Below are 25,223 nucleotides of genomic sequence, written 5' to 3'. Positions count from 1 at the left end.
TGAGATCGATGAGTGAAATGACTAGCAATAATCCAAATGGCGGGGCTGCTGACGCAATCGAGGGGCCCGTCGTCCAAATTCATGGCTTGCATAAGGCCTACGGCGACAACGTGGTTCTGCGCGGTATCGACCTGGACGTGCACCGCGGCGAAGTAGTGGTTGTTCTGGGTCCGTCCGGCTCCGGTAAGTCGACCATGTTGCGTTGCGTCAACCTGCTTGAAACGCCTACGAGCGGATCGATTGTGGTCGAGGGCGTCGACATTACCAAGAAGGGCGTCGACATCAACAAGGTGCGCTCTACCTTGGGCATGGTGTTCCAGCAGTTCAACTTGTTCCCACACCTCTCCGCCAAGCGCAACGTTATGATCGCGCAGCAAAAGGTGCTCAAGCGTTCCAAGGAGGAGGCCGAGCGCATCGCCGAGATGGAGCTTGCAAAGGTTGGCCTTGCCGACCGCGTGGACTTTATGCCCTCGCAGCTATCCGGCGGCCAGCAGCAGCGCGTCGCCATCGCCCGCGCGCTTGCCATGAATCCGCACGTCATGCTGTTTGACGAGGCGACCAGCGCGCTCGACCCCGAGTTGGTCCGCGACGTTTTGGGCGTTATGCGCGATCTTGCGCGCGGTGGAATGACCATGATCGTGGTGACGCATGAGATGGGTTTCGCGCGCGACGTGGCTGACCGCGTGATCTTTATGGATGGCGGCGTGATCGTGGAGCAGGGTACGCCCGAAGAGGTTTTCGACCATCCGAAGTCTGAGCGCACAAAGGATTTCTTGGGCCATATCGCCTAGTAGTCGAGGCTTTCTTGCCCGCGAATGGTTCTGAGCGCTCGCTAACGAATTTCAACGTTTGTGAACGCGCCGTTCGCGGGCGTTTTCCTGCCGTTCGCGCACGGTTTCATGTTGGATGTTTAGTCCGGTGGAGTGCGGGAACATATAGCAATGAGTAAAGGCAGTCGCTCCAAAGTTAAGCGACCGAAACGGGAGGTGGTTCCGATGTACAACGATGAGATAGCAAACTTCGGACCCGCCGTTCGTGAAACCGAGGCCGAGTAGCGATTCAGGCGTTTCGAGAACGCCACCTTTTCCCGACATGGTATCGGGGTCAGGCTTAAGAAGGAATCACCGGCGGGTCCGCAAGAACAACCGCATCGTATCTGTCCCTCAGATCGATAGTTAGGGTGATACCAAAGGGCATAGTAACGGGGCGGCGCGAGAGCGTCGCCCCTTTTTCGTGCGCGTAAGCTCGCGATGACTGAGCTTACCGGTTTTCATTGTTCCTCTGCTGGATTGGGCCAACACGTGACCTGGCGCAGCGCTTCGGGGGTTCCCTGGCAGTATCCAGTTGGGACAAAAAGTGAGTTAGTGCGGAGGTTTGGCCAAATAATGCGTTAGTGCGGTCTCTAGCGTGACAAATAATGGTTTAGTGCGGGATGATGATGGTTCGTCACGGTGCCATGTGAATATTGAGTTTGCGTCATACGAGGTAAATGAGTTGCGTCGACTTGTATGATGCATAAGAGCGACGACCAGAAGCGCCTTCAAACCGCACTAACTCAATATTTGTCCAAATCTCCGCACTAAGCGATTATTTGGCACGGCTCCGTTGCTGCACCAGGCGATTATTTGGCGCTCGTTCAGATTGTTTGTCGATGAGGTGTTTCGAGCCGGCATCGATCTGATCCGTGTCGGCCGCGACCTTGGATACGCTGCATGCATGATGCAAGAGCTGCTGCAATCAAAATCACTCTGCTAACAAAAGCGGGGCGCCCGCTGCCAATTTGATGGCTGCGGGCGCCCGGTGTTCGGTACAGATAAGATGGGGAAGGTGCGTCGATCTGTTGAATAGAAGCCTTTGCAAGAAGATAGAAGGCATCAAGCAGGAGATGCGGATTCGAGCTTCTATTTCTTGATCCAGCTGAACATGGAACGGATCTTCTCACCGGTGGTCTCGATGGGGTGCGTGTTGATGGCTTCGCGCTGCTCAAGGAGCCACTTGTGGTTGTTGTTGCAATCGTCCACAAATTCCTGGGCAAAGCTGCCATCCTGGATGCGGGCCAGGATCTGCTTCATAGCGGCGCGGCTCTCATCGTTGATGACCTTGGGGCCGGCGTAGTACTCACCGTACTCGGCGGTGTTGGAGATGGAGTAGTTCATGAAGTGGATGCCGCTCTCATACATGAGGTCGACGATCATCTTCATCTCGTGATAGCACTCGAAGTAGGCGAGCTCCTTGGGGTAACCGGCCTCGGTAAGGGTCTCGAATCCAGCCTTGACCAGCTCGACCAGGCCGCCGCAGAGAACAGCCTGCTCGCCAAAGAGGTCCTCTTCGGTCTCCTGGGCAAAGGTCGCCTTGAGGATTCCGGAACGGCCGCCGCCGACACCCCAGCAATAGGCCAGGGCGATATCCCAGGCATCGCCGGTAGCGTCTTGGGCCACGCAGGCCAGATCGGGCACGCCGGAGCCCTCGGTGAACTGACGGCGAACGATATGTCCGGGTCCCTTGGGGGCGCACATGATGACGTTGACGTCCTCGGGAGCCTTGATGTAGCCGTAGTGGATGTTGAAACCATGGGCGAAGGCCAGGGTATCGCCGGCCTTGAGGTTGGGAGCGATGAACTCTTCGTAGACCTTGGGCTGGGTCTCATCGGGGGTGAGGATCATGATGACGTCGGCCTCGGCCGCGGCCTCTGCCATGCCCATGACCTTGAGGCCGGCCTCGGCAGCCTTCTGAGCGGACGAGGAGCCCTCGCGCAAGCCGACGCGGACGTCGCAGCCGGAGTCCATGAGATTGAGCGCGTGGGCGTGGCCTTGAGAGCCGTAGCCGATGATGGCGATTTTCTTTCCCTGGATGACCTCGGGCTTGCAATCCTGGTCGTAGTAAACGGTAACTGCCATTTCCTTGTTCTCCTTACATACGTGCCTGCTGGTGTTTGTGTGTGCATGGCTTGCGTTAAGCCTATTTCTCATAAGCGCGGGCGCGCTTGGTGAGACGGTTGGTGAGGGCGCTTACTGATCGTGCGCGCCGCGCGACATGGCGATCTTGCCGGTTCGGGTGAGCTGCTTGATGCCGTAGCTTCGGAAGAGGTCCTCCATGGCATCGAGTTTGCTGGCGGTTCCGGTCGCCTCGATGGTGAGCGTGTTTTTGCCCACGTCGACGATGTTGGCGCGGAAGATGCCGGCGATCTCGATGATTTCGTGGCGACGCTCGGGCGGGGCCTGAACTTTGAATAGAACGAGTTCGCGCTCGATGGCATCGGAATGGGTGAGGTCGGAGATCTTGTACACCGCGACGAGCTTGTGAAGCTGCTTGGTAATCTGCTCGAAGCTCACCTCGTCCGCTTCCACAATGATGGTCATGCGAGAAAGGGTCTCGTCCTCGGTGGGGGCGACGGTCAGCGATTCGATGTTGAAGCCGCGACGGCTGATCATGCCCGTGACGCGTGACAGAACGCCGCTTTTGTTCTCGACGAGAACGGAGAGGATGTGAATCATGGCTACTCGTCCTCCTTATTTGCAAATGGAGAGGGCGTTGAACCAAAGCCCTTTTCGCTGACGCGCACGCCGCCTAGGGTGACGTCGAGCGCGCCGATGATGTCGTCGAGCGCGGCGCCGGGGGCGACCATGGGGTAGACGGTCTGCTCGGTTGGGATGATGACGTCGAGCAGGAACGGGCCGTCGGAGGTGAGCATGGTATCGAGCGCCTCGTCGACCTGGTCTGGATGCTCGATGCGCATGGCCTGCCAGCCATATGCGTCAGCCAACTTCACGAAGTCCGGGTTGGCATCCAGTTCCGTGAAGGAGAAGCGATGGTCATAGAAGAGGCTCTGCCACTGGTGGACCATACCGAGAGCACGGTTGTCGATGATGACTACCTTAAGGGGTACGCGGTTGATGGCGGCCGTGGCCATCTCCTGCGAGTTCATCTGGAAGGAACCGTCGCCTGCGATGCAGACCACCTGGTCTTCCGGACAGCCGATCTGGGCGCCGATGGCCGCGGGGAAGCCAAAGCCCATGGTGCCCAAACCGCCCGAAGAGATGAAGGTGCGGGCGTGCTCGCGATGGATATTTTGGTGCGCCCACATCTGGTGCTGTCCTACTTCGGTGGTGACGATCGAAGCCTCCGGATCTAGCTTATCGGACAGTTTGGAGAGGACGATCTCAGGTGCGATCTTGTCCGGATAGTCAGCGAAGTCTGCGGCGTAGAACGGCCAGCGATCGCGCCAAGAAAAGACGGTCTTCTCCCACTCTTGATCGATAGGTGCGGCGCCGTCTTTTGCAAGGCGATCGCAGATTGCGCCCAGCACCACCTTGGCATCGCCCACGATGGGGACGGCCGGGTCGATGATCTTGCCGATCTCCGCCGGGTCGATGTCGATGTGGATGATCTTGGCGTGCGGCGCGAACTCGGAGACTTTGCCGGTGACGCGATCGGAGAAGCGCGCGCCCACGGCGATGAGCAGGTCGCATTCGGTGACCGCCATGTTGGCGTACTTGGAGCCGTGCATGCCCACGGGTCCCAGGTTGAGCGGATTGGAGCAGCGCATGGCGCCCTTGCCCATAAGCGAGGTGACCACCGGGATGCGCATGTGCTCCGCCAGCTGCGTCAGTTCGGCGCAGGCGTGGCTTGAGACAATGCCGCCGCCAGCGTAGATCAACGGGCGCTTGGCGGACTCTATCAGGTTCACGGCCTGGCGCACTTGCTTGGCGTTGCCTTTGTAGGTGGGCTTGTAGCTGGGAATGCTTATGGAATCCGGGTAGTGGAAGACCATTTGGGAGCCCGAGAGGTCGCTGGGGATGTCGATCAGCACGGGGCCGGGGCGACCGGTGGAGGCGATGTAGAAGGCCTCGCGGAATGTGCGGGTGAGGTCGTCGCAAGACTGCAGCAAAAAGCTGTGCTTGACCACGGGCATGGTGATGCCGACAATGTCGGATTCCTGGAATGCGTCCGTGCCGATGACGCCGCGTGTTACCTGGCCGGTGATAACCACCAGGGGCACGGAATCCATAAAGGCGGTTGCGATGCCGGTTACGGTGTTGGTGGCGCCCGGCCCGCTGGTGACCAGGACTACGCCGACTTTGCCGGTTGCGCGCGCGTAGCCGTCCGCCATGTGCGTGGCGCCCTGCTCGTGGCGTGCCAGCACGTGGCGAATCTTCTTTGAGTCATACAGCGCATCGTAAATCTTGATGGCCTGGCCGCCGGGATAGCCAAAGATGGTGTCGACGCCTTCGGCCTCAAGGCTTGCGATGATGGCCTGCGCGCCGGACATGGTCTTGCCCTCATGCTCCGTGGCGCTGCCAGGCCCAAAGGGCTTGCCCTCTATAGCGCGCTGGCGGCGGGCGAGTTTTTCATCCAGGTTTGTCATGAGAGGTACGCCCCCTTATCTGCGCTGGTTACCAGCTTGGCATAGCGTGAGAGCACGCCGGTGGTGTACTTGGGTGCGGGCGGCTGCCAAGCGGCGCGGCGAAGCGCCAGCTCGTCCTCGTCCACCTCAAGGGTGAGCGTGCCCGCATCGATGTCGATGGTGATAACGTCGCCGTCTTGCACCAGGGCGATGGGGCCGCCCGCTGCGGCCTCTGGGCTCACGTGGCCAATGGCTGGGCCCTTGGTGGCGCCGGAGAATCGGCCGTCGGTGATGAGCGCGCAGGATTTGTCCAGGCCCATGCCGCATATGGCGCTGGTGGGGGTGAGCATCTCCCGCATGCCGGGGCCGCCGGCCGGTCCCTCATAGCGAATGACCACTACGTCGCCGGGGTTGATCTGGCCGCCAAAGATGGCGGTGCAGGCTTCTTCCTCGCTCTCGAATACGCGAGCGGGCCCCTGGTGGTAGTGCATATCCTGGGAGACGGCGCTCTTCTTGACCACGCCGCAGTCCGGTGCGAGGTTGCCGTGCATAACCTTAAGGCCGCCGTCGGGAGAGTAGGGGTTTGCGTGGCTGCGGACCACCTCGCCATCCGCCTGCGGATAGGTTTGGACGATGTCTGCGAGCGGTCCCATGCAGGTGAGTGCGCTGGTGTCGAGCACGCCGGCGCTCCAAAGCTCGTGCATGATGGCGGGAACACCGCCCACGTTGTTAAGGTCCTGGATGTGCAAGGGACCCGCCGGGGCGATGCGGACGATATTGGGCGTGGTCGCTGAAACACGGTCCCAATCGTCCATGGTGACGGGGCAGCCTGCCGCATGGGCGATAGCCGTGAGATGGAGCATGGTGTTGGTAGATCCGCCAAAAGCCATATCGAGCGCCATGCCGTTATGAATGGATGCGGGGTTTATAAGGTCGCGAGCGCAGATGCCCTGTTCTAGAAGGTCCATCACCTTCATGCCGGCGCGCTTTGCCAGGCGGATGCGCTCGGAGTAGACGGCCGGAACGGTGCCGTTACCGGGAAGCGCGATGCCAAGGGCCTCGGACAGGCAGCAGATGGAGTTGGCGGTAAACATGCCCGAACAGCTTCCGCAGGTGGGGCAGGCGGTCTCCTCGAGCCAATGGCATTCCTCCTGCGTCATGGTTCCGGCGGTTACCTGGCCCACGGCATCAAAGAGCGTGTTGAGGTCGGTCTGCTCGCCACAGCGGCCGCGGCCGGCAAGCATGGGGCCGCCGGAGATGAGAACGGTGGGAATGTTCAAACGGCACGCTGCGATAAGCATGCCGGGAACAATCTTGTCGCAGCTGGGGATGAGGACCATGGCGTCGAACTGGTGGCCCTGCACGGCGCATTCGACCGAGTCCGCGATGACCTCGCGGCTGGTGAGCGAATAGTGCATGCCCTCGTGGTTCATGGCGATGCCGTCGCATACGCCAATGGTGTTGACCTGCAGGGGGGTGCCGCCGGCAAGGCGAACGCCCGCTTTGACGGCGTCTGCGATCTGCTGCAGGTGGATGTGCCCGGGAATGACTTCGTTTTGGGACGAGACAACGGCGACCAGCGGTCGATCGAGTTCTTCATCCGTCAATCCATCGGCCTTGAGAAGGCTGCGATGCGGCGCTCTGGCCAGCCCCTTCTTGATGGCATCGCTTCTCAGCTGCATCCTTGTCCTCGCTCTCTTCCAAAAAACGCCTGCGCGTTATTGCGGGTGGGAGAAATGCGAGGCCGCGGAAGTGCGCGTCGCTCGATGCCGGTAACGGTGGCGGCCGGTCTTGGGTACTGGCGAGTCCGTCCTTCGCGGGGATGACCGCGGGCGACGGCTGCGTTGCCAAGACTGCTCGAGGGTCTTTTCTTCGCCGTCCACCGCGGGTTCTCAAACTGCCCGCTTGCTGTGGGATGGATGCGGCGCGTACTCGCCCTGTCCTCGCATTTGCTCATTGGGGCAAACTTTACAGGGCGCTTTAGCGTGGTGCAATAAAAAAGACCCAGCGGACACTTCTTTGTAACAAAGTGTCCGCCGGCCGAAAAATAACGCTGCCTACCGAAGAGACTATAGCGATGTTTGGACGATGGACGGGTCGAAGCCGCCTGCCTCGAGCGCGTCGACAATCTGCCTTTTGTGATCCTCGCCGAATGCCTCGACCGTGACGCGCAGCTCGACGGCGGCGTTGCGGTTGGTGCTGACGAACTGGTTGTGCTCGAGTTTGATGACGTTGCCGTTCTCACGCGCGATGATGCTCGCCACGCTTAAGAGCATTCCGGGTCGATCGGGCAGCAGCACGCAGACCGTGAAGATGCGCCCGCGCTGGATCAGGCCGTGCTGCACCACGGAGGACATGGTGATGACGTCCATGTTTCCGCCGGAGAGGATGGAGACAACGCGCTTGTTCTCGGGAGGGAGGTGCTTCAGCGCCGCTACGGTGAGCAGGCCGGAGTTCTCCACCACCATCTTGTGGTTCTCGACCATATCCAGGAACGACACGATGAGTTCCTCGTCCTCGACCGTGATGATCTCGTCAACGTTGTCGCGGACATACGGATAGACCAGGTCGCCGGGTTCAAGGACCGCGGTTCCGTCCGCGATGGTGCTCGCTGCGGGGAGCTTGACCACATGGCCCGCTTCCACGGAGGCCTTCATGCACGCCGCGCCCGCTGGCTCAACGCCGATGACGCGGATTTTGGGGTTGTAGAGCTTGGCGAAGGTGGAGACTCCGCAGGAGAGCCCGCCGCCGCCGATGGGGACCAAGATGGTGTCGACAAGCGGCAGCTCCTGCACGATCTCCATGGCGATGGTGCCCTGGCCGGTGGCGACAACGGGGTCGTTGAAGGGGTGGATAAAGGTGTAGCCCTCGGTCTCGGCCAGGTTCATGGCGTATTCGCAGGCCTCGTCATAGACGTCGCCGTGAAGAACGACCTCGGCACCGTAGTCCTTGGTGCGCTCGACCTTGATGAGCGGCGTGGTGGTGGGCATGACCACTATGGATTTCGCGCCCGCGCGCGTGGCGGCGAAGGCGACGCCTTGGGCGTGGTTGCCGGCGCTGGCGGTGATGATGCCGCGCGAGAGCTCTTCGGGCGTAAGGGTGGAAATCTTGTAGTACGCGCCGCGAACCTTGTAGGCTCCGGTGCGCTGCATGTTCTCGGGCTTGAGCCATACGCGGTTGCCCGTTGCGGCAGCAAGGTAGGGGCTCTCGACCAGCTTGGTCTCCTGCGTAACTTCCTTGACCTTGATCGAGGCCTCTTCAAACGCCTCTAAGGTGAGCATTTCTGACATGGTTAACTTCTTTCGCGCGGAGGTTGTGCCATAAGGTTAGGGGTAGGATAGCAGACAATTCATTACAACTTGGGGGAGGGCTTCATGTTGACTCAGGCCGGCAGCTGCGCATCTGCGCCGTTGTTCCAGATTCGCGACGCCGAGGTGGTGCGTGCGGGCAAGACCATTTTGCACGTTGCTGACTTTTCATTGGACGAGGGCGAGCATGTGGCACTGCTTGGTCCCAACGGCGCGGGTAAATCCACGTTTATCCAACTGCTTACGCGCGAGGTGTTCCCTTTGTTTCGCGAGGAGCCGCCGGTGAGGTTTCGCGGCCAGGCGCGTCCGTTGCTTGAGGACATCCGCTCTTCGCTGGGCATTGTCAGCGCCACCATGCACGATCAGGTTCGCGTCCACCTGCCCGCGATCGAGATCGTTATGGGAGGTGTGTTTGGCACGCTGGGCCTGCCCATGCGCGTCAACGTGGATGGGCAGGTGCGCGATCGGGCGCGGGACGCTCTTGAGCGCCTGGGTATAGTCGACCTTGCGAATCGCGACATCATGACGCTCTCTACCGGCCAGGTTCGCCGCGTGCTGGTGGCGCGCGAGCTTGTTCGCGACCCCCAGGTGCTGGTGTTTGACGAACCCTGCACCGGCCTTGACCCGCAGGGCATGTACCATCTGCGACAGACTATGAGCACCCTGGCGGAAGATGGCCGCTCCATCATTTTGGTGACCCACTATCCAGAGGACATCGTCCCGGAAATCGATCGCATTCTGCTGATAAAGGACGCCGCAGTGTTTGCTGATGGCTCCAAAGAGCGGCTGCTTACCAGCAAAGTCATGAGCGACCTGTTCAGCGTGCCTTTGACGGTGGCAGAGCACGACGGCTGGTATTCGCTCTACTAACGCGGCGCGCATTACGGACGGGCCGGCTGCGAGAGGCCTGCCGCCTGTACGCCGCCATATGGAAAATGGACCGCGCTATGGCCTAAAAGGGAGCCGTTATGATTCAAGAAAAGACAGGTGTTTTGCTGGTGAACACGGGTTCTCCGGCCGCTCCGACGCCCCAGGCGGTGGGCGCCTATCTTTCCGAGTTCCTTATGGATGGCGCGGTACGCCCCCTGCCAGCGCTGCCATGGTGGCTTATCTTGCACGCGTGCATATTGCCCCGTAGAAAAAAGACCTCGGCGGCAAAGTATCGCGAAGTCTGGCTAGAAAAAGGCTCGCCGCTTGTTGTGTATGCGCAATCGCTTTCGCGCGGCGTGCAACGCATGTTTGATGATGAGCGTGCGGTTTTTCCAGAGGGGTGTCGCGTGGTTTGTGGCATGTCATATGGCGATCCCTCTATTCGCGATGCGCTCGAGTGCTTGCGGCAGGAGGGCTGCCAGCGCCTGGCGGTTATCCCCCTGTATCCGCAAAGCGCCCATTCAACCACGGGGTCGGCCCTTCGAAAGGTACGCTCGTGTCTTAAAGAGATGGGCTGGTCTCCAGACGCGCGCGAGGTTGAATCCTACGGGTCTTACCAGGCATATGTGGACGCGATTGCCTCCTCGGTCGCCGCTGCCGGGTTCAACGTGGCAAAAGACCGCGTTGCATTCTCTTTCCATTCCGTCCCGCTGACGGACGTTGAGGCCGGCGATGTTTATTCTTCTCAGGTTGAGTCGACGTGTGAGGACGTTGCGCGATCGCTGGGGATTCCTCGAGAACGTTGGTCGCTTTCTTATCAATCGCCCTTTGAGGACAACAGGACATGGCTCGGCCCCTTCACCACAGGTCGGCTTGGTGCGCTCGCGCGCGAGGCACGGCAAGACGGGGGAGACGTATATTGCATTTGCCCTGGATTCGCATTTGATTGCCTGGAGACGCTCTATGACGTTCCCCATGAGCTGGCTCCTGCGTTTCTCGCGGGTTTGTCAGACGCAGGCCGAGCCGACGTTGAGCCCGCGCAGTTATTTGAGACCCGTGCGCTTTTACCCCGCTTGGTGTACGTATCTTGTTTGAACGACTCCCGTGCCCATGCGAGGGTTGTCCATGGTCTGGCCCGACAGGCTCTTTTGGCAGGCTAGCGCAAGAAATGCAAGAAAGGGCTTGCTGTGAATTACGCTGATGGCTGGCTAAAACAGACGAGCATCTCAAGGCGCGGAGCGCTTGCAGCCGCCGCGATCGCTCCTGCCGCCCTTGCCGGGTGCGCGCCCGCAGCGCAAAGCGGGTCGTCAGCGACCGGCTCTCCCTCTCCCTCGTCCACTTCTTGTGTCGCCTCTTCTGGCGTTTTGAGCGACGCGCCCGGCTCTTCGCAGGCAGAGTCGCCTACGCAGCTTTTGGCCAACATGAGCTTGGAGCAGCGCGTGGGCCAGCTGTTCATGGCGCGTCCGGAGCAGCTTGCGGGCGAGGCGAGCCGGTCTGCTTGGGCATTAGGGCTCTATCAATAGCTCCCCGTGTTCATGAGACCCACAAAAAGGACGCTTCTCCAGCCTTTTTTGATCTGGAAAAGCGTCCTTATTGCGGGTCTCAAGGTGTAGGGCTCGCGCTGGAAGCCGGCGGCGGGTCCTCGGACGGCGCCCGCGCAGCGTCGTCCCGGGGTTACGGCGCGGTGCCGTCTGCAAAAACGGGGGCGCTTACAGTGCGCTGTGGTAGATCTCGCGCGCATCGTCCAGCGTGAGCTTCATAAAGCTGCCAAAGCTCTCGCCGCGGTTGATCTTAAGGCCGGGCATCATCTTCTCGATGTCGTCTTCGGTAACGCCAAACTCGGACAGCGTGCGGGGCATGCCCAGCGAGACAAAGAATTCCTGCAGCTCATCGATGGTGGCCTCGACCGCATACTCAACGGCCTGCTCGGGCGTGACCTCCACGTCGAGCTCGTCCACTTCCGGATCGACCGGCTCGATGCCAAAGACCTGGGAGCCAAATTCCAAGAAGCGCTCGGGGTGCTCGCGCCACACATAGCGCATCCAGGCGGGGAAGATTACGGCCAGGCCGGCGCCGTGGGTGATCTTGGTGTCCAGTGCGGACAGCTCGTGCTCAAGGCCGTGGCAGGTCCAGTCGCCGTCGCGCAGACCGGGGATGCCCAGGCCGCAGCCGGCAAGACCGTTATGGGCGAGCGTGCCCACCCACATGATCTCGGCGCGGGCATCGTAGTCCTCGGGGTTCTCCATCACTTTGGGCGCGGCGTCCATGGCGGCGCGCACCAGCCCGCATGCGATGTTGTCGGTTGCGCCCACGGCGGGCTCGCCGGAGAAGAAGCGCTCCATGATATGGGCGATCATATCGGTCACGCCCGCGGCGGTCTGGTAAGCGGGCAGCGTGAAGGTAAGCTCCGGATCAAGGATGGCGATAACCGGACGGTTAAGGTCCGTGTTGATACCGCATTTAAGATGCTCCTCGTCGTTGCTGATAACGCAGGAATTGGAGGCCTCGGAACCGGATGCCGGGATGGTCACCACGCAGGCGACGTCGACACGTGCGGCGGGCGTGGCGCGCTTGCGGAAGAAGTCCCACACGTCGCCGTCGTAGACCGCGCCCAGGGCGATAGCCTTTGCGCAGTCCATGGCAGAGCCGCCGCCAACGGGCAAGATGACGTCGACGCCGTGCTTGCGGGCAAGCTCGACGCCCTCGCGCACCAGGCCAATCTCCGGGTTGGGGCGCACGCCGCCCAGCTCAACGTGCTCCACGCCCGCGGCGTCAAGCGATGCCACCACGCGGTCCAGCGTGCCCAAGCGAACCACGGATCCCTGGCCGTAGACAATGAGCGCGCGGCGGTATCCGGAGGAGGACAGGGTCTCGCCAACCTTATCGGTCGCTTTTCGTCCAAAAACAAAGCGGGTGGGGGAGTAGAAGGAAAAATCGTTCATAAGGCTCCAATCTGCAGGTTCGCCCGTTGGCTCGCCTTTTGCCTGCACAGGTGTTTGGCGTGCGGGTTTGTGGACGAGTTTTTAGAGCATGGCCCGTGCGTTCAAAACACAGCGCGGGTGCGCGCCGCTTGCAATAAGACGGTTGGTGCGCCCGCGCGGGTTTTATTGTAGCGCCGGCGTTTCCCTCTTGGCCCGGGCGCTTATATTTGGGGCCCCTTTTGACCGTTGTTTGGCAGCCTTTGGCTATGCCAGCGCGGCGCCCAGTGCCTGGCAGGCGGCCTGCTCCTGCGGGCCGGGGGCGTCGTAGACGGCATGCGAGTCGACAACGTTTACGCTCGCGTCCTCCGCATCCGCCTTCCAGTTCTCAAGCCACTCGCCATCAGCCCATTCATAGCTGCCAAACAGCACAACCTTGCGCTCGCCAAGATGGTCTTTTACCTCGTCCCACAGCGGCTGGAACTCCTCGGACTCAAGCTCCTCCGATCCCATGGCGGGACAGCCAAACGCCAGAGCGTCATAATTCTCCAGCATCGAGGCGTCAAAATCGGAAACCTGGAACAGGTCCACCTCGGCTCCCTGCTCGCGCGCCCCGTCCGCAACCGACGCGGCCATGGACTCGGTATTGCCGGTGCCGCTCCAATACACAACTGCGATCTTGCTCATGGTTTGTTCTCCTTCTTCTCGCCCCGCATCGGGGGTTTCCTACATGGCGGCGACCGCGAGGGATCCCAGGTCGCGGCCGCTGCGGTACGCGGATGTGGTGTCTGCCGTGCACCGCTTGTACCGCGCGAACGTTTCCAACGCGCTGCTGACGTTCGCGTAGACTTTCCACTGGCCAAACGCCAGGTAGCGCTCGCCCTTGTGGCGGATGAAACCGGCGACGTCTTCATAGGGGTATCCCAAGAAGTAGCCGATCTCATGGGGGAAGTCTTTCTTGCAGCGGCCGCCGGCGTGCTTGCAAGCCATGGGGCAGTCCGCTTTCTCGCCGCGCGGTGCTGCCTCGCCTCCCAGGCGCTGCGCCAGGCGGTCAAGGTCGCGCTCGAGGTCGCTTGCGGTGTAGCCCATCTCCCTTAAAGGGCGCGCCGCATGCGGGTCCGCGATCCAGCACCTAAGCATGGCCGGTCGGTAGACGTATACCAGCGCCCCGCATGATCTCCAGGTGAGAACGCGCAGCGAGATGCCGCTTGGCGCGAGCGCCTTGGCGCATGGTTCCAGCTCTTCAAGGAGCTTCGCGCGGTTCGAGCGTGCCAACTCTTGCTTATCGACGTGCTCGCCCTGCGCCAAAAAGACGCCGGGGAACGTGAACAGGCATGCCGGCTTAAGGCCGGCGAGCATGGGTGAGCAGTTGCGAACGATCGCGGCTTCAAGCGCCTGCTTGGTGATCTCGCGCGTCATGGTCCCCCTTTGGTCGCATGCAAGTTAGACAGGGATAACTTAAATGAGAGCAATGTGTCCGTCAAGAAGAAAGTTAGATAAAGCAAACAATTCTTTCTGGATGAAAAGCCAGTGGAGACCGTAAGCCACGGCGCTGCATAATACGACGGCTTGTTTATGCCCGTTGCGGGCTGCCGCGACGGGGGATAAGAGACGCGCGGGACGCCTATTCGGAGCGCCCTACGATCTCTACCGAGAGCACGTCTGCAAAGGGGATGTCCATGTGCTCCAGCCGCACCTTGCGCAGCGTCGCATCGATTTGACGGACGATGTCTGTTCGCGATACATAGCCGTCGCGCTCGTAGTAGCGCACACGCACCAGGTCCCCGCGGCGAGCCTGCGCTAGCATGTGGTCAAGCTCGGCGGCTTCCTCGTCCGTAAGCTCATGGCGCTCCTCGATCACGCGTTGCATCTCGCGAATCATCTGGTAGTAGCCCGTGAGCGCTGCGAAGGGCATAAACTGCTGGGCGCGGTCCGCACGCGGTCTGCCGCCGCGGGTGTAGCCCGGCTGCTCGCGGTCTAAGCTATTAGGCACGGTGTCCTCCCACCTGTTCGTTGCGCTCGCGCCCGGTGGCGCCTTGTTTAAAGCTGGTTCCCTTGAGCAGGGCGTTCTTACCGTAGCGCTGCTTCACGCTCAGCACCGCCTCCTGCAGGCTGCGCTCCTCCGCCTCGGCCTCGAGGTCCGTAAACAGGTTATAGGTTGCAAATTCCTCCGGCAGCAGGTTGCCAAAGCCTATGTTTACCCGGCGAATGGCGCGCCTGGGGTCGATGGTTTGGTCAAACAGCTGTTCAAAGCAGGGCATGAGGCTTTTGAACGAGCTTGTCCTCTCGCTTAGTTTTCGCTGCCCGCCGCCGTGCTCGAAGGTGCCGTGGCCCGCCGCCGGCCTGGTTCCGTGCTCTCCGCGGAACAGAGGTCCTCCCTGCATGCGGCCGCGCCCCTTTCCGATCATGACCGTGTCGTCCAGCGCGCTATGCGTCTTGAAATCGATACAGGTAGAAGGGATATTCCGGTTGGGCGCCTCGCCGCGGCCGTAGCCCACGTAGAGCGAGATCTGGTCGCACACCACCTTACGCTCCACCAGATCGAGCACGGAGGTGTCCACCATCTCGCGCATCACGGTGCGGGCTTCTTCAAAACTGTAATCGCGTGAGAGCACCTGTCCGTTCATCAGCGAGGTCGCCTGGGGTCGGTAGGCGTGTATCTGGGCGATGGTGCACGGCTCGATGCCGTGGGCGTGGTCTATGAGGTATTCCGCGTTGACGCCAAACTCGCGGTAGAGGATGCTCGCATCCAGCGCGGCTACGCCCATAAGGTCCTCTACATGGTATTTTGCCAGCCGTGCCGCGATGCCGGGGCCAATACCCCAGATATCGGTGATGGGGCGGTGCCGCCAAATGGTGCGCCTGAACTCGTCTTGGTCAAGTTCCCCTATGCCATCGTCCACGTGCTTGGCGGTGATATCCAGCGCGACTTTCGCGAGAAACAGATTGGGGCCTATGCCGGCTGTGGCGTAGATGCCCGTGCGCGACCGCACGGTGTCCATAAGGGTCTTGGCGAACCCGCGCGCGGTTTGGCGATAGAGCTTAAGGTAGGGGGTCGCATCGATGAAGCACTCGTCCACCGAATAGGCATGGATGTCTTCCGGGCTCACGTATTCCAGGTAAATGCCGTAGATCTGCGCCGAGACCTCCATGTAATGGCGCATGCGCGGTTTGGCCATTATGTAGTCGACTCCGGGCGGAATCTCAAATATACGGCAGCGGTTGTGAATGCCCAGCCTTTTCATGGCGGGGGTGATGGCCAGGCAGATGGTGGTGTGGCTGCGGTCCGGGTCCGCTACCACTAGGTTGGTGGTAAAGGGGTCGCACCCTCGGTCGACGCATTCGACCGAGGCGTAGAACGTTTTGAGGTCAATACATATATAGGTCTTCTGTGCCACGGCGCCTCCCTTACACGAACACATGTTTTGTAGAACTACTGTTCGATAGTACTCTTATACGCGTGGAACGTCAAAGCCTTTTGCTACAATGCCCTGCAACGTATACGACCCTTAGGTTGCGGAGCGGCTGGCGCTTAAACCGATCCCGCATTTACAAGGAGCTGTCCATGAAGCAATTTGACGAGCAGAGCCCGTTGGCGCCTCGCGAGCGCGAGAAGATGGCGGGTCGCGTGGCGAGCGCTGCGAGGAATAACAAGACGATTCTCTTGGTGACCGCATGCGCCGCGATCTTTTTAGGCCTGCTCTCATATGTCCTGCGAGGCGAGGTGATGAAGCTCGACCAGATGGCCTACTGGCTTGTGGTCGAAAACCTTCGTTCAGACTGGTTGACGCCCATTATGGAGTCGTTCTCCGCGCTGGCGACCCCGGTCTCGCTTATCGCCATGCTCTTGGTGATCGCCGCCTTTGCACCGGGTAAGCGTCCCGGTTGGTTTTGCACGGTCAACCTTGCCCTTGCGGTTCTGCTGAACGTGGTGCTCAAGACATTGATACAGCGCCCGCGGCCTGAAGGATTCCGTTTGGCGGTAGAGTCGGGCTTCAGCTTTCCCTCGGGCCACTCCATGGCTGCCATGGCGTTCTTTGGGCTGATCGTCTGGATGGTGTGGCATTACGAGCAGGATCGCCGACAGCGCTTCCTGCTGACAGTCGCGTTCAGTGCGGTGATCGTTATGATCGGCATCAGCCGAATCTACCTTGGCGTCCACTACGCTTCCGACGTGCTTGGAGGCTTTTGCGCATCGATCATCTGGCTGGTGTTCTATACCAAGTTGGCGGCGCCCGCGTTTCTGGGCGAGGACGGGCTGCGCGAGGTGCAATAGGGATACAATAGAGATGTTGGACATTCGGCCTCGTACGGGAGGGCCGTCCAGCGGGGCGGGCGCCTGAGCCTGCTCCATCGCGTCCATTACAAGGAGGAAGCATATGACAACCGTCTCCGCGCCCATCGATGCGACCAAGACCCCCGCGTGGGCTGCGTTGCAGAAGCATCATGACGAGCTGGTCTCCCAGGGTATCAGCCTGAAGGATTGGTTCGCTGCCGATCCCGATCGCGTGGCCAAGCTGAGCTATGACCTGGGCGATCTGCACTTTGACCTTTCCAAGAACCTCATTACCGACGAGACCGTCAAGCTTTTGCTCGACCTTGCTTCCGAGCTGGGCATCGAGGCCCGTCGCGACGCCATGTTCGCCGGCGAGCACATCAACACCACTGAGGACCGCGCCGTTCTCCATACCGCGCTGCGCCGCCCCGCAAGCGATGCCGGCACCTTGATGGTTGACGGCCAGGACGTCGTTGCCGACGTGCACGAGGTCCTCGACCGCATGTATGCCTTCGCAGAGCGCGTCCGCTCCGGTGAGTGGAAGGGCGTCTCCGGCAAGCGCATCGAGCATGTGCTGTCCATCGGTATCGGTGGTTCCGACCTTGGCCCGGTCATGGTGTACGAGGCCCTGAAACCCTATGCTGACGCCGGCATCGATTGCACCTACGTCTCCAATATCGACCCCAACGACATGGCCGAGAAGGTCAAGGGTCTCGACCCTGAGACCACGCTGGTGATCGTTGTCTCCAAGACCTTCACCACGCTCGAGACCCTTACCAACGCGCGCGAGGCTAAGACCTGGATGCTCAAGAGCTTGCACGACGCCGGCGTTATCGACGGCACGCCCGAGCAGGACGCTGAGGCGATTCGCCGTCACTTTGTCGCCGTGTCCACCGCGCTTGACCTGGTTGCGGATTTTGGCATCGATCCCGAGAACGCTTTTGGTTTTTGGAACTGGGTTGGCGGCCGCTATTCCGTCGACTCCGCCGTGGGCCTGTCCCTTATCGTTGCGTTGGGGCCGGAGCGCTTCCAGAGCTTCCTCGAGGGCTTCCATGAGGTGGACCAGTACTTTGTCAACACCCCGTTCGACAAGAACGTTGTTGCGCTCATGGGCCTTTTGAACGTTTGGTACGTCAATTTCTTTGGCGCCGAGAGCCACGCCGTGCTGCCGTACAACCAGTACCTGCACCGCTTCCCGGCTTACCTGCAGCAGCTGACCATGGAATCCAACGGCAAGCATGTCCGCTGGGACGGCACCCCCATCACCACCGCTACCGGCGAGATCTTCTGGGGCGAGCCGGGCACCAACGGCCAGCACGCCTTCTACCAGCTTATCCACCAGGGCACCCGTATGGTCCCCGCTGACTTCATCGCGTTTGTGAATACTCCCAACGCAGTTGAGGACAACGGCCAGGATGTCCACGAGCTGTTCTTGGGCAACTTCCTTGCCCAGACAAAGGCCCTCGCTTTTGGAAAGACCGCTGACGAGGTTCGCGCCGAGGGTACCGCCGAGTGGATGGTTCCCGCCCGCTGCTTCGAGGGCAACCGTCCCACTACCTCCATCTTTGGCGTCGACCTTACCCCGCACGCACTGGGTGCCCTTATCGCCCTGTACGAGCACATCACCTTTATCGAGGGTACGGTCTGGGGAATCGATTCTTACGACCAGTGGGGCGTTGAGTTGGGCAAGCAGCTTGCCAAGCAGATCACCCCTGCCTTCCATGATGATGAGGCCCTGGATACCCAGGATGCTTCCACCAAGGCTTTGATTGAGTTCTATCGCGCAAATCGCCGCTAATACGTCTCAAGACTGCATAGTTTAACCAAATAGGGCAACGGTGCCGGAATTATCGGTACCGTTGCCCTATTTAGTGTGGACAATATTACATATTAGGTTATGTTATAACGTATTATGTTAAATCTTTCCATTGGGGTTGCTATGATAAATCCAAGTAGTGCGGTCCCACTATATTCGCAGGTCTCAAAAGATCTGCGGCAACGGATCGAAAAGGGGGAGTTCTCCGCAAGTGGAGTCCTTCCTGCTGAAAGCGTACTCTGTTCGGACTACGGAGTCAGCCGTGCGACGATTCGGAAGGCGTTTCAGACGCTTATTGAGGATGATGTGCTAGATACTCGGCATGGGATGGGCGTATTTATTAAACAGCCAAAGATTACGTCGAGTCTTAGTACGTTTAAAGGTTTCACTTATTTTTGCAACATCAACAATATCAAGACCTCTTCTCGGGTCTTGAAGTTGATTCAGATTGACCCTCCTTCTACGGTTGCCCATCATTTGCGTTTAAAGAATGGCGAAAAGACGGTATATCTTAAGCGTATTCGTTCTATTGATTACATTCCTGCGATGATTGAGCATATCTATCTTCCGGCTGATCGGTTTTCATTTTTGTTGGATATTGATATGAACAACTCATCGCTATATTCAGTTATTGAACGTGAGACTGGTCTTAGACTTGAAGATAATTGTTTTCCATCTATCGTGCTTGAGGCGGGGCTGGCGACGGAAGAGGAAAAAGCTCTTCTAGAAATCAAAGGTGAGGCGGCGATGTTCATATTGAGTGAAACAGTTTATATGAGCACTGGTACGCCAGTTCATTTTACTAAGCAGGTGATGCTTGGTGACTATTTCAAATACTTCTTTTCTAATCGAGCAAATCAATTGGGAGTGAATTGGGATAGCCTTGGTTTAAATGAGGGCAGGAGGTAGTCGATATATATGGTTAAATCTGCAAGCGCAGTCCCGTTATATAAGCAAATTGTCCGTGATCTTATGGATCAGATTGAGACCGGTGAATTTAAAGAAGGGGATAAGCTGCCAACCGAAGCCGAGCTTATGGAGCGCTTCGATGTCAGCAGAATTACTGTTCGAGCAGCGATCAAAGAGCTTGAAGACGCTGATATAGTTGAAAGAACCAGAGGTAAGGGCACCTTTGTAACTATGAAGCGTGATTCCTATGCTGCCGATGATAGGGAAAGCTTTACGCATTCCTGCACCTTATCTGATAAAAAGCCCTCTACCAAAGTACTGGAGACGAGCTGGGTATATCCCTCGTTGAAAGACATGCGGTTCCTGGGCGTCCGTGAAGACGAGAACATTCTTCAGACTAGAAGGCTCCGTCTGGTCGATGGCGTTCCGACAGTACTTGAAACCAATAGTTATGCCCCTTCGCTCGCATTTTTGGACCATGAGGATCTTTCCGGTTCGCTTTTCGAAATTCTCGAGCGGCATGGTATAACTCTTGGGTCGAATGAGCGGACATTGCAGGTTTGTTTTGCCAATGCGTATGAAGCTGATTGTCTCAACGTTGAGGAAGGCGCCGCACTGCTTCTGTTCATTGATAAGCGGTGCGATATTACTGGAGATCCCATTTTTCTATCAAGGCAGGTGTATTGCACCGAACGACTTAAATTCTATCTTTAAATTACTTTTATAGGCTGTTTGAAAGGCGTCTCGCATGGAACGGGGCGCCTTTTGCCGTTTACGGGGAATTATTCGCCATTTGCGGATGACAGGAAAAAGCTAATTGACCTATCTGAAAATATAAAGATACTAAGGATAACAATACAAACTAATACGATATATACATTGGGAACCATAAAGAGAAAAGGAGAGTGAATGAGGAAATTGCTTCTTGCCAGCCATGGGCCGCTGGCACAATCAATGCGCGAGACGGTTCAGATGTTTTGTGGCGAGGATTCACGCATTAAGGTTCTTTGCGCATATATCGATTCTGCCTCTATGGATGTGGATGAGCTCATTGACTTTTGGGAGAAGACGCGTGAAGACGGAGATGAGTGGATAGTTTTAACGGATATCTATGGGGGTTCGGTTAACAACGCATTCATGAATCGCTTGTCCGACCCCTCTATTCGCCTCATTGCGGGAATGTCCCTTCCGTTGGTGCTGGAGATACTTGTTGGTCTCGATTCGTTGGATGACGAGGGGCTGCGGGCATTGGTGAGGCGTATTGGGGTTGACGGCATCAAGTACTGTGATGTTCCAGGAGACATTGAGATAGACGAGGAGTTTTAGAAGAAAGGGTTGTCATGCTTACTTTGCTAAGGGTCGACCATCGATTGATTCATGGTCAAGTTGCGATGACATGGACTCAAGAGCTCGCAACAAATTGTATTCTTGTGGCCAGCGATGCCGTCGTAAAAGATGATGTTCGTAAAACTACGCTGAAACTTGCTCGTCCGGCTGGTGTCAAGCTCGTTATTAAGTCAATTGATGATTCCATTGGGGCGCTTGTTAGTGGGGTTACAGATAAATATCGGCTTTTTATTGTCGTGGAGAGTATCGAGGACGCATACAGGCTCGCAAAAGGATACGACGGCGTAAAGCAGATCAATATCGGTGGGACCAAGCCTAAAGACGAGGCAGTCAATCGTTTGTCATCTACGGTTTTTGCTAGCGATACAGATTTGAAAATGATTGAAGAGCTTAAAGATATGGGAATCGAGGTGGAGATTAGACAGGTTCCGAGGGATCAAAAGGTAATTCTCTAGATTAACTTGGGGAGGAGTTTGGCATGCTATTGCAGGCAATTCTTATTGGACTAGTTGCCATGTGCTCTACATTTGAGTGGGCTTTGGGAACTTGCCTGGCATCTCGTCCAATAGTAACGGGCGTCCTTATAGGTCTTGTGATGGGTGACCTTGAGACGGGTATTATTGTCGGAGCTACCCTGGAAATGGTGTTTATTGGATCGGTGACTATTGGCGCTGCGGTTCCACCGGATGTGATTACGGGAGGTATCCTCGGAACCGCCTTCGCGATTTCTACGGGACAGGGAGCAGAGATTGCTCTTACGCTTGCGTTTCCCATCGCATCGCTGTATCTCATCGTGGACAATGCCTTGACGCTGGTTGTGCTTCCTATTTTTGTCCACAAGGCTGACGACTGCGTAGAAAAGGGAGATTTTACCGGAATGGAGCGCATGCATCTTATTGGTGGCTTCGTGGTTAAATCTCTTCCCCGTTTCGTCATTTGTGCGCTGGCATTCTATTTCGGTACGCCGGTTATGAATGCCGTACTCGAGGCTATTCCTGAGTTTGTCAGTAATGGCTTGGTTGTTGCGGGTGGCTTTATTCCGGCTCTCGGCATCTCTCTGCTTGCGTCCATGATTATTAATAAGCAGACTGCAGTGTTCTTTGTCTTGGGTTTTGCCCTTTGTGCGTACCTCAATGTTCCGATTCTTGGCATTGCAATCATCGGTATGTGTCTTGCGATCATTCTTGTGGTCGTACAGCCCAGTATTGCTGCTCAGACGCCTCAGCTTGCTTCGGAGGGGGATCTCAACGATGACGACTTCTAATGGCACAAACAGCTCATCGATAACAAAGCAGGATTTGAGAAAGGTTTTCTTCCGTTCCCTAACCATGGAATACTCTTGGAACTACGAGCGACAGCAACATATGGGTTACTGTTACTCCATGCTTCCGATTATTCGTCGTGTTTACGACAATAAGGAAGATCAGATTCAGGCTGCGAAGCGCCATATGGAGTTTTTTAACACGACGCCATATATCTCAACCCTCATTTTAGGTATCTCTTCGGCAATGGAAGAGGCGAACGCTAATGATGATCGTTTTGATGCATCTTCGATCAACAGCATTAAAGCTGCGCTTATGAGTCCTCTTGCCGGAATTGGTGACTCTTTGTTTTGGGGAACGTTGCGCGTGATCGCAACAGGTCTCGGCGTGTCGCTTTCCATGCAGGGGAATATTCTGGGTCCGTTGCTCTTCCTTCTCGTTTTCAATATTCCAGCCTATATCGTTAGGTGGCTCTGCCTTAAATGGGGTTATGGATTTGGCACAAGCTTCCTCAGTAAAATCGAGGAGTCTGGCTTGATGCCCAAGCTCACCATGGGAGCTGCCATCCTTGGTCTTATGGTTATTGGGGCTATGGTTCCCAATCTTGTAAGCGTGAGTGTCGCGGGTTCGCTAGGTACGGGCGATAGCGCGCAATCCATTCAAAGCATCATTGACGGTATCATGCCAAGCCTTTTGCCGCTTCTTGTTACGTTCGGAGTGTTTCAGCTCGTTCAGCATAAGGTCAAAATCGCATGGATTCTCGTCATTCTTATGGCAGTCGGAATCATTGGGTCTTTCTTCGGCATCTTTGCTGTCTAACTTTTTATATCGGTCGACTTTGCTAAGGAGTTTTTATCATGATCTCGTTTGACGAGCAGGCAATTATGGACAACGGTGCTTATATCTATGCTCAAAGAGCTGAAATCGAGCGCATTGCTGATGAAGTTTGCAGCCAGGGCTTCGATTCGATCTTTTTCACTTCTTCCGGTGGCTCTTTGGCAATGATGCAACCTTTTGATTATCTTGTTTCGACCATGTCGGACATTCCGGTTCAGTCTCAGATTTCAGCTGATCTGCTCACCGTAGGCAATCGTCGTATTGGAAAGGGAACGATAGCATTTATGGCGTCCAAATCCGGCGATACCAAAGAGACTGTCGCAGCTGCAAAAGCGGTAAAAGATGCTGGATGCACGATTATCTCTACTTTGGGTGTTGAGAATTCACCTCTTGGCGAGTTGTCCGATTATAGCGTTGTGTACAAAAACGGTCGTCCAATGGAGATGGTCCTTTACCTGCTTATTGGTAAGATTCTAAACAACAAGGGTTATTTCGATGAGTATTATCGCTTTGCTGATGAGCTCGCAAATCTTCCATCCGCTCTTGTTTCCGTTGGTAAAGCGGCAGATTGCATGGCGCGCGAGTATGCTTTGAAGCACCAGAACGATCCTTATCAGATTTGGATCGGTTCGGGAAACCTGTGGGGCCCTACGTACTCGTTTGCTATGTGCGTTCTTGAGGAATCTCAGTGGCTGCGGACCAAGTCTGTCTCTTCGCCTGAGTTTTTCCATGGAACTATCGAGCTGGTTGAACCCGGAGTTTGCGTTGCTCTTGCCATGACGGAGGCTCAGACGCGACCTCTTGATGAGCGCGTGGCGCGATTCTGCAATGAGTATGCAGACGATTTCACCGTCTTTGATACGCGCGACTATGAACTGCCCGGAATTAGCGATGAGTTCCGCTGGATGCTTTCCCCGGTTGTTCTTAACGCCGTTCTTTCACGCGTAAGCAAGAATTTCGAGCAAATTCGAGATCATTCTCTTGATATTCGTCGGTATTACCGCAAGGTTGAATACTAAAGGAACATAACTTAGGAGGTGTTGAGATGAGGATCGCGGGAATAGGAGATAACGTAATCGATCGATATCTCAACAAGGGCGTTATGTATCCAGGGGGAAACGCTGTTAACGTTGCTGCTCATTCGGCTATGTTAGGTGCGGATTCGGCGTATATCGGCGTAATTGGTGATGATTTGGGCGGTAGTATCATCGCTAGCTCTCTTCGATCTCTTAGTGTTGACTTGTCACAAAGTGTTTTCCCGCGCGGCGCGACTACAAAAACGTGCGATGTCAATGTTTATGATGGAGAGCGCGAAGAGGTTGGGTATGATACTGGCTCATGCTGGGCTCATAAAGTAGCGATAACAGATTCCGATGTTAATTATCTGCATGACTTCGATGCTGTTCTCACCAGTGTAAATGCAAAGCTGCAGGACTATGTATTTAGATTCTCAGAATTGAATTGCTTGGTAGTCTATGATTTTTCCGTCAAAGATAAGTATCGAACTGAGGATTATTTCAATCTTGTGTGCCCTTATATTGATCTTGGTTTGTTTTCTTGTTCGAATCAAACGAATGATGAAGTTGCCGAGCTTTTGCGAAGGGCCGTATCCCATGGCTGCTCGTATGCGATTGCAACTAGAGGAGGCGAGCCGCCAGTTTTCTATGACGGAGAATTCTCATATGAAGGCGTTGTCGATAGAGTCGATGCGCTCGATACGATGGGAGCTGGAGATTCTTATCTATCTGCTTTTGTAGTTAGCTGCTTGAGCGGCGGGTGGCGTAAGGGCGTTCCGCTAAACAAGGAATCTATTGCTAAGGCCTTTAAACGTGCAGCCGAGTATTCTGCTGAGAACTGCTTGAGGCCGGGCGGTTTTGGATTTGAGCATTCTATTTCAGGAATGGTTGCGAAAGCGTAGACTTCACGAGTCCTTTGATAATTTATCAGGCTGTTTTTGGGTTCGGTTCAGCATTTGCTTGGATCGGACCCATTTTATTAGATGCTTTAGGCTGGATATCTTGGGACCGGTGAGATAAGAGGATCTAAGGCCTAACTGGCGCCCTTCGGTCTTTCGCGTTGTCTAATGACTCGGGGGGGGGGCGACGAATTGTTTCGAATGATAGCTGGTCGCAAATCGAGGTGGACTTTGATTGGACACGTCGAAATGTCCTCCAGAGAATCGGCGATTCTCAATCGGCGCAGGATTGCACATAGCTTTTGTAATGTCATAACAAAATACTGAATTAATCTAGTTATTGAATATAAATACCGTTCACAGATGATAAGTAAAGAATAAAACATGCTGGTAGATTGGTCGTCATATATAATGAACACCG

General features: G+C 56.9%; 24 protein-coding genes. 14 read left to right on the top strand and 10 right to left on the bottom strand.

Features of this window, described 5'->3' with window-relative positions:
- Positions 1-8: 8 nt before the first annotated feature.
- Complete coding sequence (locus B3H65_RS02500) at positions 9-791, top strand: amino acid ABC transporter ATP-binding protein (protein ID WP_286684011.1); 783 nt, start codon at positions 9-11, stop codon at positions 789-791.
- 1,110 nt (positions 792-1,901) lie between these two features.
- Here B3H65_RS02500 and ilvC read toward each other — a convergent pair.
- The 5 genes from ilvC to ilvA form a co-directional block, all read right to left on the bottom strand.
- Positions 1,902-2,969 carry a ketol-acid reductoisomerase gene (gene ilvC, locus B3H65_RS02495; RefSeq protein WP_286684010.1) on the bottom strand — a complete coding sequence of 356 codons (1,068 nt, stop codon included), beginning with the start codon at positions 2,967-2,969 and terminating at the stop codon, positions 1,902-1,904.
- A gap of 39 nt (positions 2,970-3,008) precedes the next feature.
- Positions 3,009-3,494 (bottom strand): acetolactate synthase small subunit, encoded by a 486-nt coding sequence (ilvN, locus tag B3H65_RS02490; protein WP_009140165.1) that lies wholly within the window; start codon positions 3,492-3,494, stop codon positions 3,009-3,011.
- Positions 3,495-3,496: 2 nt separating this feature from the next.
- Complete coding sequence (gene ilvB, locus B3H65_RS02485) at positions 3,497-5,365, bottom strand: biosynthetic-type acetolactate synthase large subunit (RefSeq protein ID WP_349675979.1); 1,869 nt, start codon at positions 5,363-5,365, stop codon at positions 3,497-3,499.
- Complete coding sequence (ilvD, locus tag B3H65_RS02480; protein ID WP_286684009.1) at positions 5,362-7,026, bottom strand: dihydroxy-acid dehydratase; 1,665 nt, start codon at positions 7,024-7,026, stop codon at positions 5,362-5,364. The genes ilvB and ilvD overlap by 4 nt, the downstream gene beginning before the upstream one ends.
- A gap of 387 nt (positions 7,027-7,413) precedes the next feature.
- The gene (ilvA, locus tag B3H65_RS02475; protein ID WP_286684008.1) at positions 7,414-8,634 is read right to left on the bottom strand and encodes a threonine ammonia-lyase; all 1,221 of its coding nucleotides are present in this window, start codon (positions 8,632-8,634) and stop codon (positions 7,414-7,416) included.
- 84 nt (positions 8,635-8,718) lie between these two features.
- Here ilvA and B3H65_RS02470 point away from each other — a divergent pair, with 84 nt between their 5' ends.
- The 3 genes from B3H65_RS02470 to B3H65_RS02460 all read left to right on the top strand — a co-directional run bounded on the left by B3H65_RS02470 (position 8,719) and on the right by B3H65_RS02460 (position 11,045).
- A complete protein-coding gene (locus B3H65_RS02470; protein WP_286684007.1) occupies positions 8,719-9,522 on the top strand; it encodes an ABC transporter ATP-binding protein in 804 nt (267 codons plus the stop codon).
- A 98-nt stretch (positions 9,523-9,620) separates the two neighbouring features.
- The gene (gene hemH / locus B3H65_RS02465) at positions 9,621-10,682 is read left to right on the top strand and encodes a ferrochelatase (RefSeq protein WP_286684006.1); all 1,062 of its coding nucleotides are present in this window, start codon (positions 9,621-9,623) and stop codon (positions 10,680-10,682) included.
- Positions 10,683-10,709: 27 nt separating this feature from the next.
- Positions 10,710-11,045, top strand: coding sequence for a hypothetical protein (locus B3H65_RS02460; protein ID WP_286684005.1), 336 nt, complete (start codon positions 10,710-10,712; stop codon positions 11,043-11,045).
- Between the two features lie 186 nt (positions 11,046-11,231).
- Here the strand turns inward: B3H65_RS02460 and B3H65_RS02455 are convergent, their stop codons facing one another.
- The 5 genes from B3H65_RS02455 to B3H65_RS02435 all read right to left on the bottom strand — a co-directional run bounded on the left by B3H65_RS02455 (position 11,232) and on the right by B3H65_RS02435 (position 15,862).
- On the bottom strand, positions 11,232-12,464 hold the full coding sequence (locus B3H65_RS02455) for an iron-containing alcohol dehydrogenase (protein ID WP_286684004.1): 1,233 nt from the start codon (positions 12,462-12,464) through the stop codon (positions 11,232-11,234).
- 243 nt (positions 12,465-12,707) lie between these two features.
- Positions 12,708-13,127: a flavodoxin gene (locus B3H65_RS02450; protein WP_286684003.1), complete on the bottom strand. Its 420-nt coding sequence runs from the start codon at positions 13,125-13,127 to the stop codon at positions 12,708-12,710.
- A gap of 39 nt (positions 13,128-13,166) precedes the next feature.
- A complete protein-coding gene (locus B3H65_RS02445; protein ID WP_286684002.1) occupies positions 13,167-13,859 on the bottom strand; it encodes a DUF3793 family protein in 693 nt (230 codons plus the stop codon).
- 205 nt (positions 13,860-14,064) lie between these two features.
- Positions 14,065-14,433 carry a hypothetical protein gene (locus B3H65_RS02440; RefSeq protein ID WP_286684001.1) on the bottom strand — a complete coding sequence of 123 codons (369 nt, stop codon included), beginning with the start codon at positions 14,431-14,433 and terminating at the stop codon, positions 14,065-14,067.
- Positions 14,426-15,862: a DNA repair protein gene (locus B3H65_RS02435; protein ID WP_286684000.1), complete on the bottom strand. Its 1,437-nt coding sequence runs from the start codon at positions 15,860-15,862 to the stop codon at positions 14,426-14,428. The genes B3H65_RS02440 and B3H65_RS02435 overlap by 8 nt, the downstream gene beginning before the upstream one ends.
- A gap of 143 nt (positions 15,863-16,005) precedes the next feature.
- Between B3H65_RS02435 and B3H65_RS02430 the strand changes: the two genes are divergently transcribed.
- The 10 genes from B3H65_RS02430 (at position 16,006) to B3H65_RS02385 (ending at position 24,805) form a co-directional block, all read left to right on the top strand.
- The gene (locus tag B3H65_RS02430; RefSeq protein WP_286683999.1) at positions 16,006-16,716 is read left to right on the top strand and encodes a phosphatase PAP2 family protein; all 711 of its coding nucleotides are present in this window, start codon (positions 16,006-16,008) and stop codon (positions 16,714-16,716) included.
- A 103-nt stretch (positions 16,717-16,819) separates the two neighbouring features.
- Entirely contained in the window at positions 16,820-18,514 is a 1,695-nt protein-coding gene (gene pgi / locus B3H65_RS02425; RefSeq protein ID WP_278562356.1) for a glucose-6-phosphate isomerase, read from the top strand.
- 141 nt (positions 18,515-18,655) lie between these two features.
- On the top strand, positions 18,656-19,441 hold the full coding sequence (locus tag B3H65_RS02420; RefSeq protein WP_286683998.1) for a GntR family transcriptional regulator: 786 nt from the start codon (positions 18,656-18,658) through the stop codon (positions 19,439-19,441).
- A gap of 9 nt (positions 19,442-19,450) precedes the next feature.
- Entirely contained in the window at positions 19,451-20,155 is a 705-nt protein-coding gene (locus tag B3H65_RS02415; protein WP_270241742.1) for a GntR family transcriptional regulator, read from the top strand.
- 195 nt (positions 20,156-20,350) lie between these two features.
- Positions 20,351-20,767: a PTS sugar transporter subunit IIA gene (locus tag B3H65_RS02410; protein WP_286683997.1), complete on the top strand. Its 417-nt coding sequence runs from the start codon at positions 20,351-20,353 to the stop codon at positions 20,765-20,767.
- Positions 20,768-20,781: 14 nt separating this feature from the next.
- Positions 20,782-21,243, top strand: coding sequence for a PTS sugar transporter subunit IIB (locus tag B3H65_RS02405; protein ID WP_286683996.1), 462 nt, complete (start codon positions 20,782-20,784; stop codon positions 21,241-21,243).
- 23 nt (positions 21,244-21,266) lie between these two features.
- Positions 21,267-22,052, top strand: coding sequence for a PTS mannose/fructose/sorbose/N-acetylgalactosamine transporter subunit IIC (locus B3H65_RS02400; protein ID WP_286683995.1), 786 nt, complete (start codon positions 21,267-21,269; stop codon positions 22,050-22,052).
- Positions 22,039-22,869 (top strand): PTS system mannose/fructose/sorbose family transporter subunit IID, encoded by an 831-nt coding sequence (locus B3H65_RS02395; RefSeq protein ID WP_286683994.1) that lies wholly within the window; start codon positions 22,039-22,041, stop codon positions 22,867-22,869. Before B3H65_RS02400 ends, B3H65_RS02395 begins: the two co-directional genes overlap by 14 nt.
- Positions 22,870-22,907: 38 nt before the next feature.
- Entirely contained in the window at positions 22,908-23,906 is a 999-nt protein-coding gene (locus tag B3H65_RS02390) for an SIS domain-containing protein (RefSeq protein ID WP_286683993.1), read from the top strand.
- 26 nt (positions 23,907-23,932) lie between these two features.
- Complete coding sequence (locus B3H65_RS02385; RefSeq protein WP_286683992.1) at positions 23,933-24,805, top strand: PfkB family carbohydrate kinase; 873 nt, start codon at positions 23,933-23,935, stop codon at positions 24,803-24,805.
- Positions 24,806-25,223 lie beyond the last annotated feature (418 nt).

It is taken from the genome of Collinsella sp. UBA1693, assembly GCF_002320115.1.
Classification (GTDB): domain Bacteria; phylum Actinomycetota; class Coriobacteriia; order Coriobacteriales; family Coriobacteriaceae; genus Collinsella; species Collinsella tanakaei.
This window is presented reverse-complemented; position numbering and strand designations above follow the sequence as displayed.

Coding starts and splice junctions, on each gene's coding strand:
- B3H65_RS02500 (WP_286684011.1), top strand. CDS start 9: ATGAGTGAAATGACTAGCAATAATCCAAATGGCGGGGCTGCTGACGCA.
- ilvC (WP_286684010.1), bottom strand. CDS start 2,969: ATGAGAAATAGGCTTAACGCAAGCCATGCACACACAAACACCAGCAGG.
- ilvN (WP_009140165.1), bottom strand. CDS start 3,494: ATGATTCACATCCTCTCCGTTCTCGTCGAGAACAAAAGCGGCGTTCTG.
- ilvB (WP_349675979.1), bottom strand. CDS start 5,365: ATGACAAACCTGGATGAAAAACTCGCCCGCCGCCAGCGCGCTATAGAG.
- ilvD (WP_286684009.1), bottom strand. CDS start 7,026: ATGCAGCTGAGAAGCGATGCCATCAAGAAGGGGCTGGCCAGAGCGCCG.
- ilvA (WP_286684008.1), bottom strand. CDS start 8,634: ATGTCAGAAATGCTCACCTTAGAGGCGTTTGAAGAGGCCTCGATCAAG.
- B3H65_RS02470 (WP_286684007.1), top strand. CDS start 8,719: ATGTTGACTCAGGCCGGCAGCTGCGCATCTGCGCCGTTGTTCCAGATT.
- hemH (WP_286684006.1), top strand. CDS start 9,621: ATGATTCAAGAAAAGACAGGTGTTTTGCTGGTGAACACGGGTTCTCCG.
- B3H65_RS02455 (WP_286684004.1), bottom strand. CDS start 12,464: ATGAACGATTTTTCCTTCTACTCCCCCACCCGCTTTGTTTTTGGACGA.
- B3H65_RS02450 (WP_286684003.1), bottom strand. CDS start 13,127: ATGAGCAAGATCGCAGTTGTGTATTGGAGCGGCACCGGCAATACCGAG.
- B3H65_RS02445 (WP_286684002.1), bottom strand. CDS start 13,859: ATGACGCGCGAGATCACCAAGCAGGCGCTTGAAGCCGCGATCGTTCGC.
- B3H65_RS02435 (WP_286684000.1), bottom strand. CDS start 15,862: ATGTGTTCGTGTAAGGGAGGCGCCGTGGCACAGAAGACCTATATATGT.
- B3H65_RS02430 (WP_286683999.1), top strand. CDS start 16,006: ATGAAGCAATTTGACGAGCAGAGCCCGTTGGCGCCTCGCGAGCGCGAG.
- pgi (WP_278562356.1), top strand. CDS start 16,820: ATGACAACCGTCTCCGCGCCCATCGATGCGACCAAGACCCCCGCGTGG.
- B3H65_RS02420 (WP_286683998.1), top strand. CDS start 18,656: ATGATAAATCCAAGTAGTGCGGTCCCACTATATTCGCAGGTCTCAAAA.
- B3H65_RS02415 (WP_270241742.1), top strand. CDS start 19,451: ATGGTTAAATCTGCAAGCGCAGTCCCGTTATATAAGCAAATTGTCCGT.
- B3H65_RS02410 (WP_286683997.1), top strand. CDS start 20,351: ATGAGGAAATTGCTTCTTGCCAGCCATGGGCCGCTGGCACAATCAATG.
- B3H65_RS02405 (WP_286683996.1), top strand. CDS start 20,782: ATGCTTACTTTGCTAAGGGTCGACCATCGATTGATTCATGGTCAAGTT.
- B3H65_RS02400 (WP_286683995.1), top strand. CDS start 21,267: ATGCTATTGCAGGCAATTCTTATTGGACTAGTTGCCATGTGCTCTACA.
- B3H65_RS02395 (WP_286683994.1), top strand. CDS start 22,039: ATGACGACTTCTAATGGCACAAACAGCTCATCGATAACAAAGCAGGAT.
- B3H65_RS02390 (WP_286683993.1), top strand. CDS start 22,908: ATGATCTCGTTTGACGAGCAGGCAATTATGGACAACGGTGCTTATATC.
- B3H65_RS02385 (WP_286683992.1), top strand. CDS start 23,933: ATGAGGATCGCGGGAATAGGAGATAACGTAATCGATCGATATCTCAAC.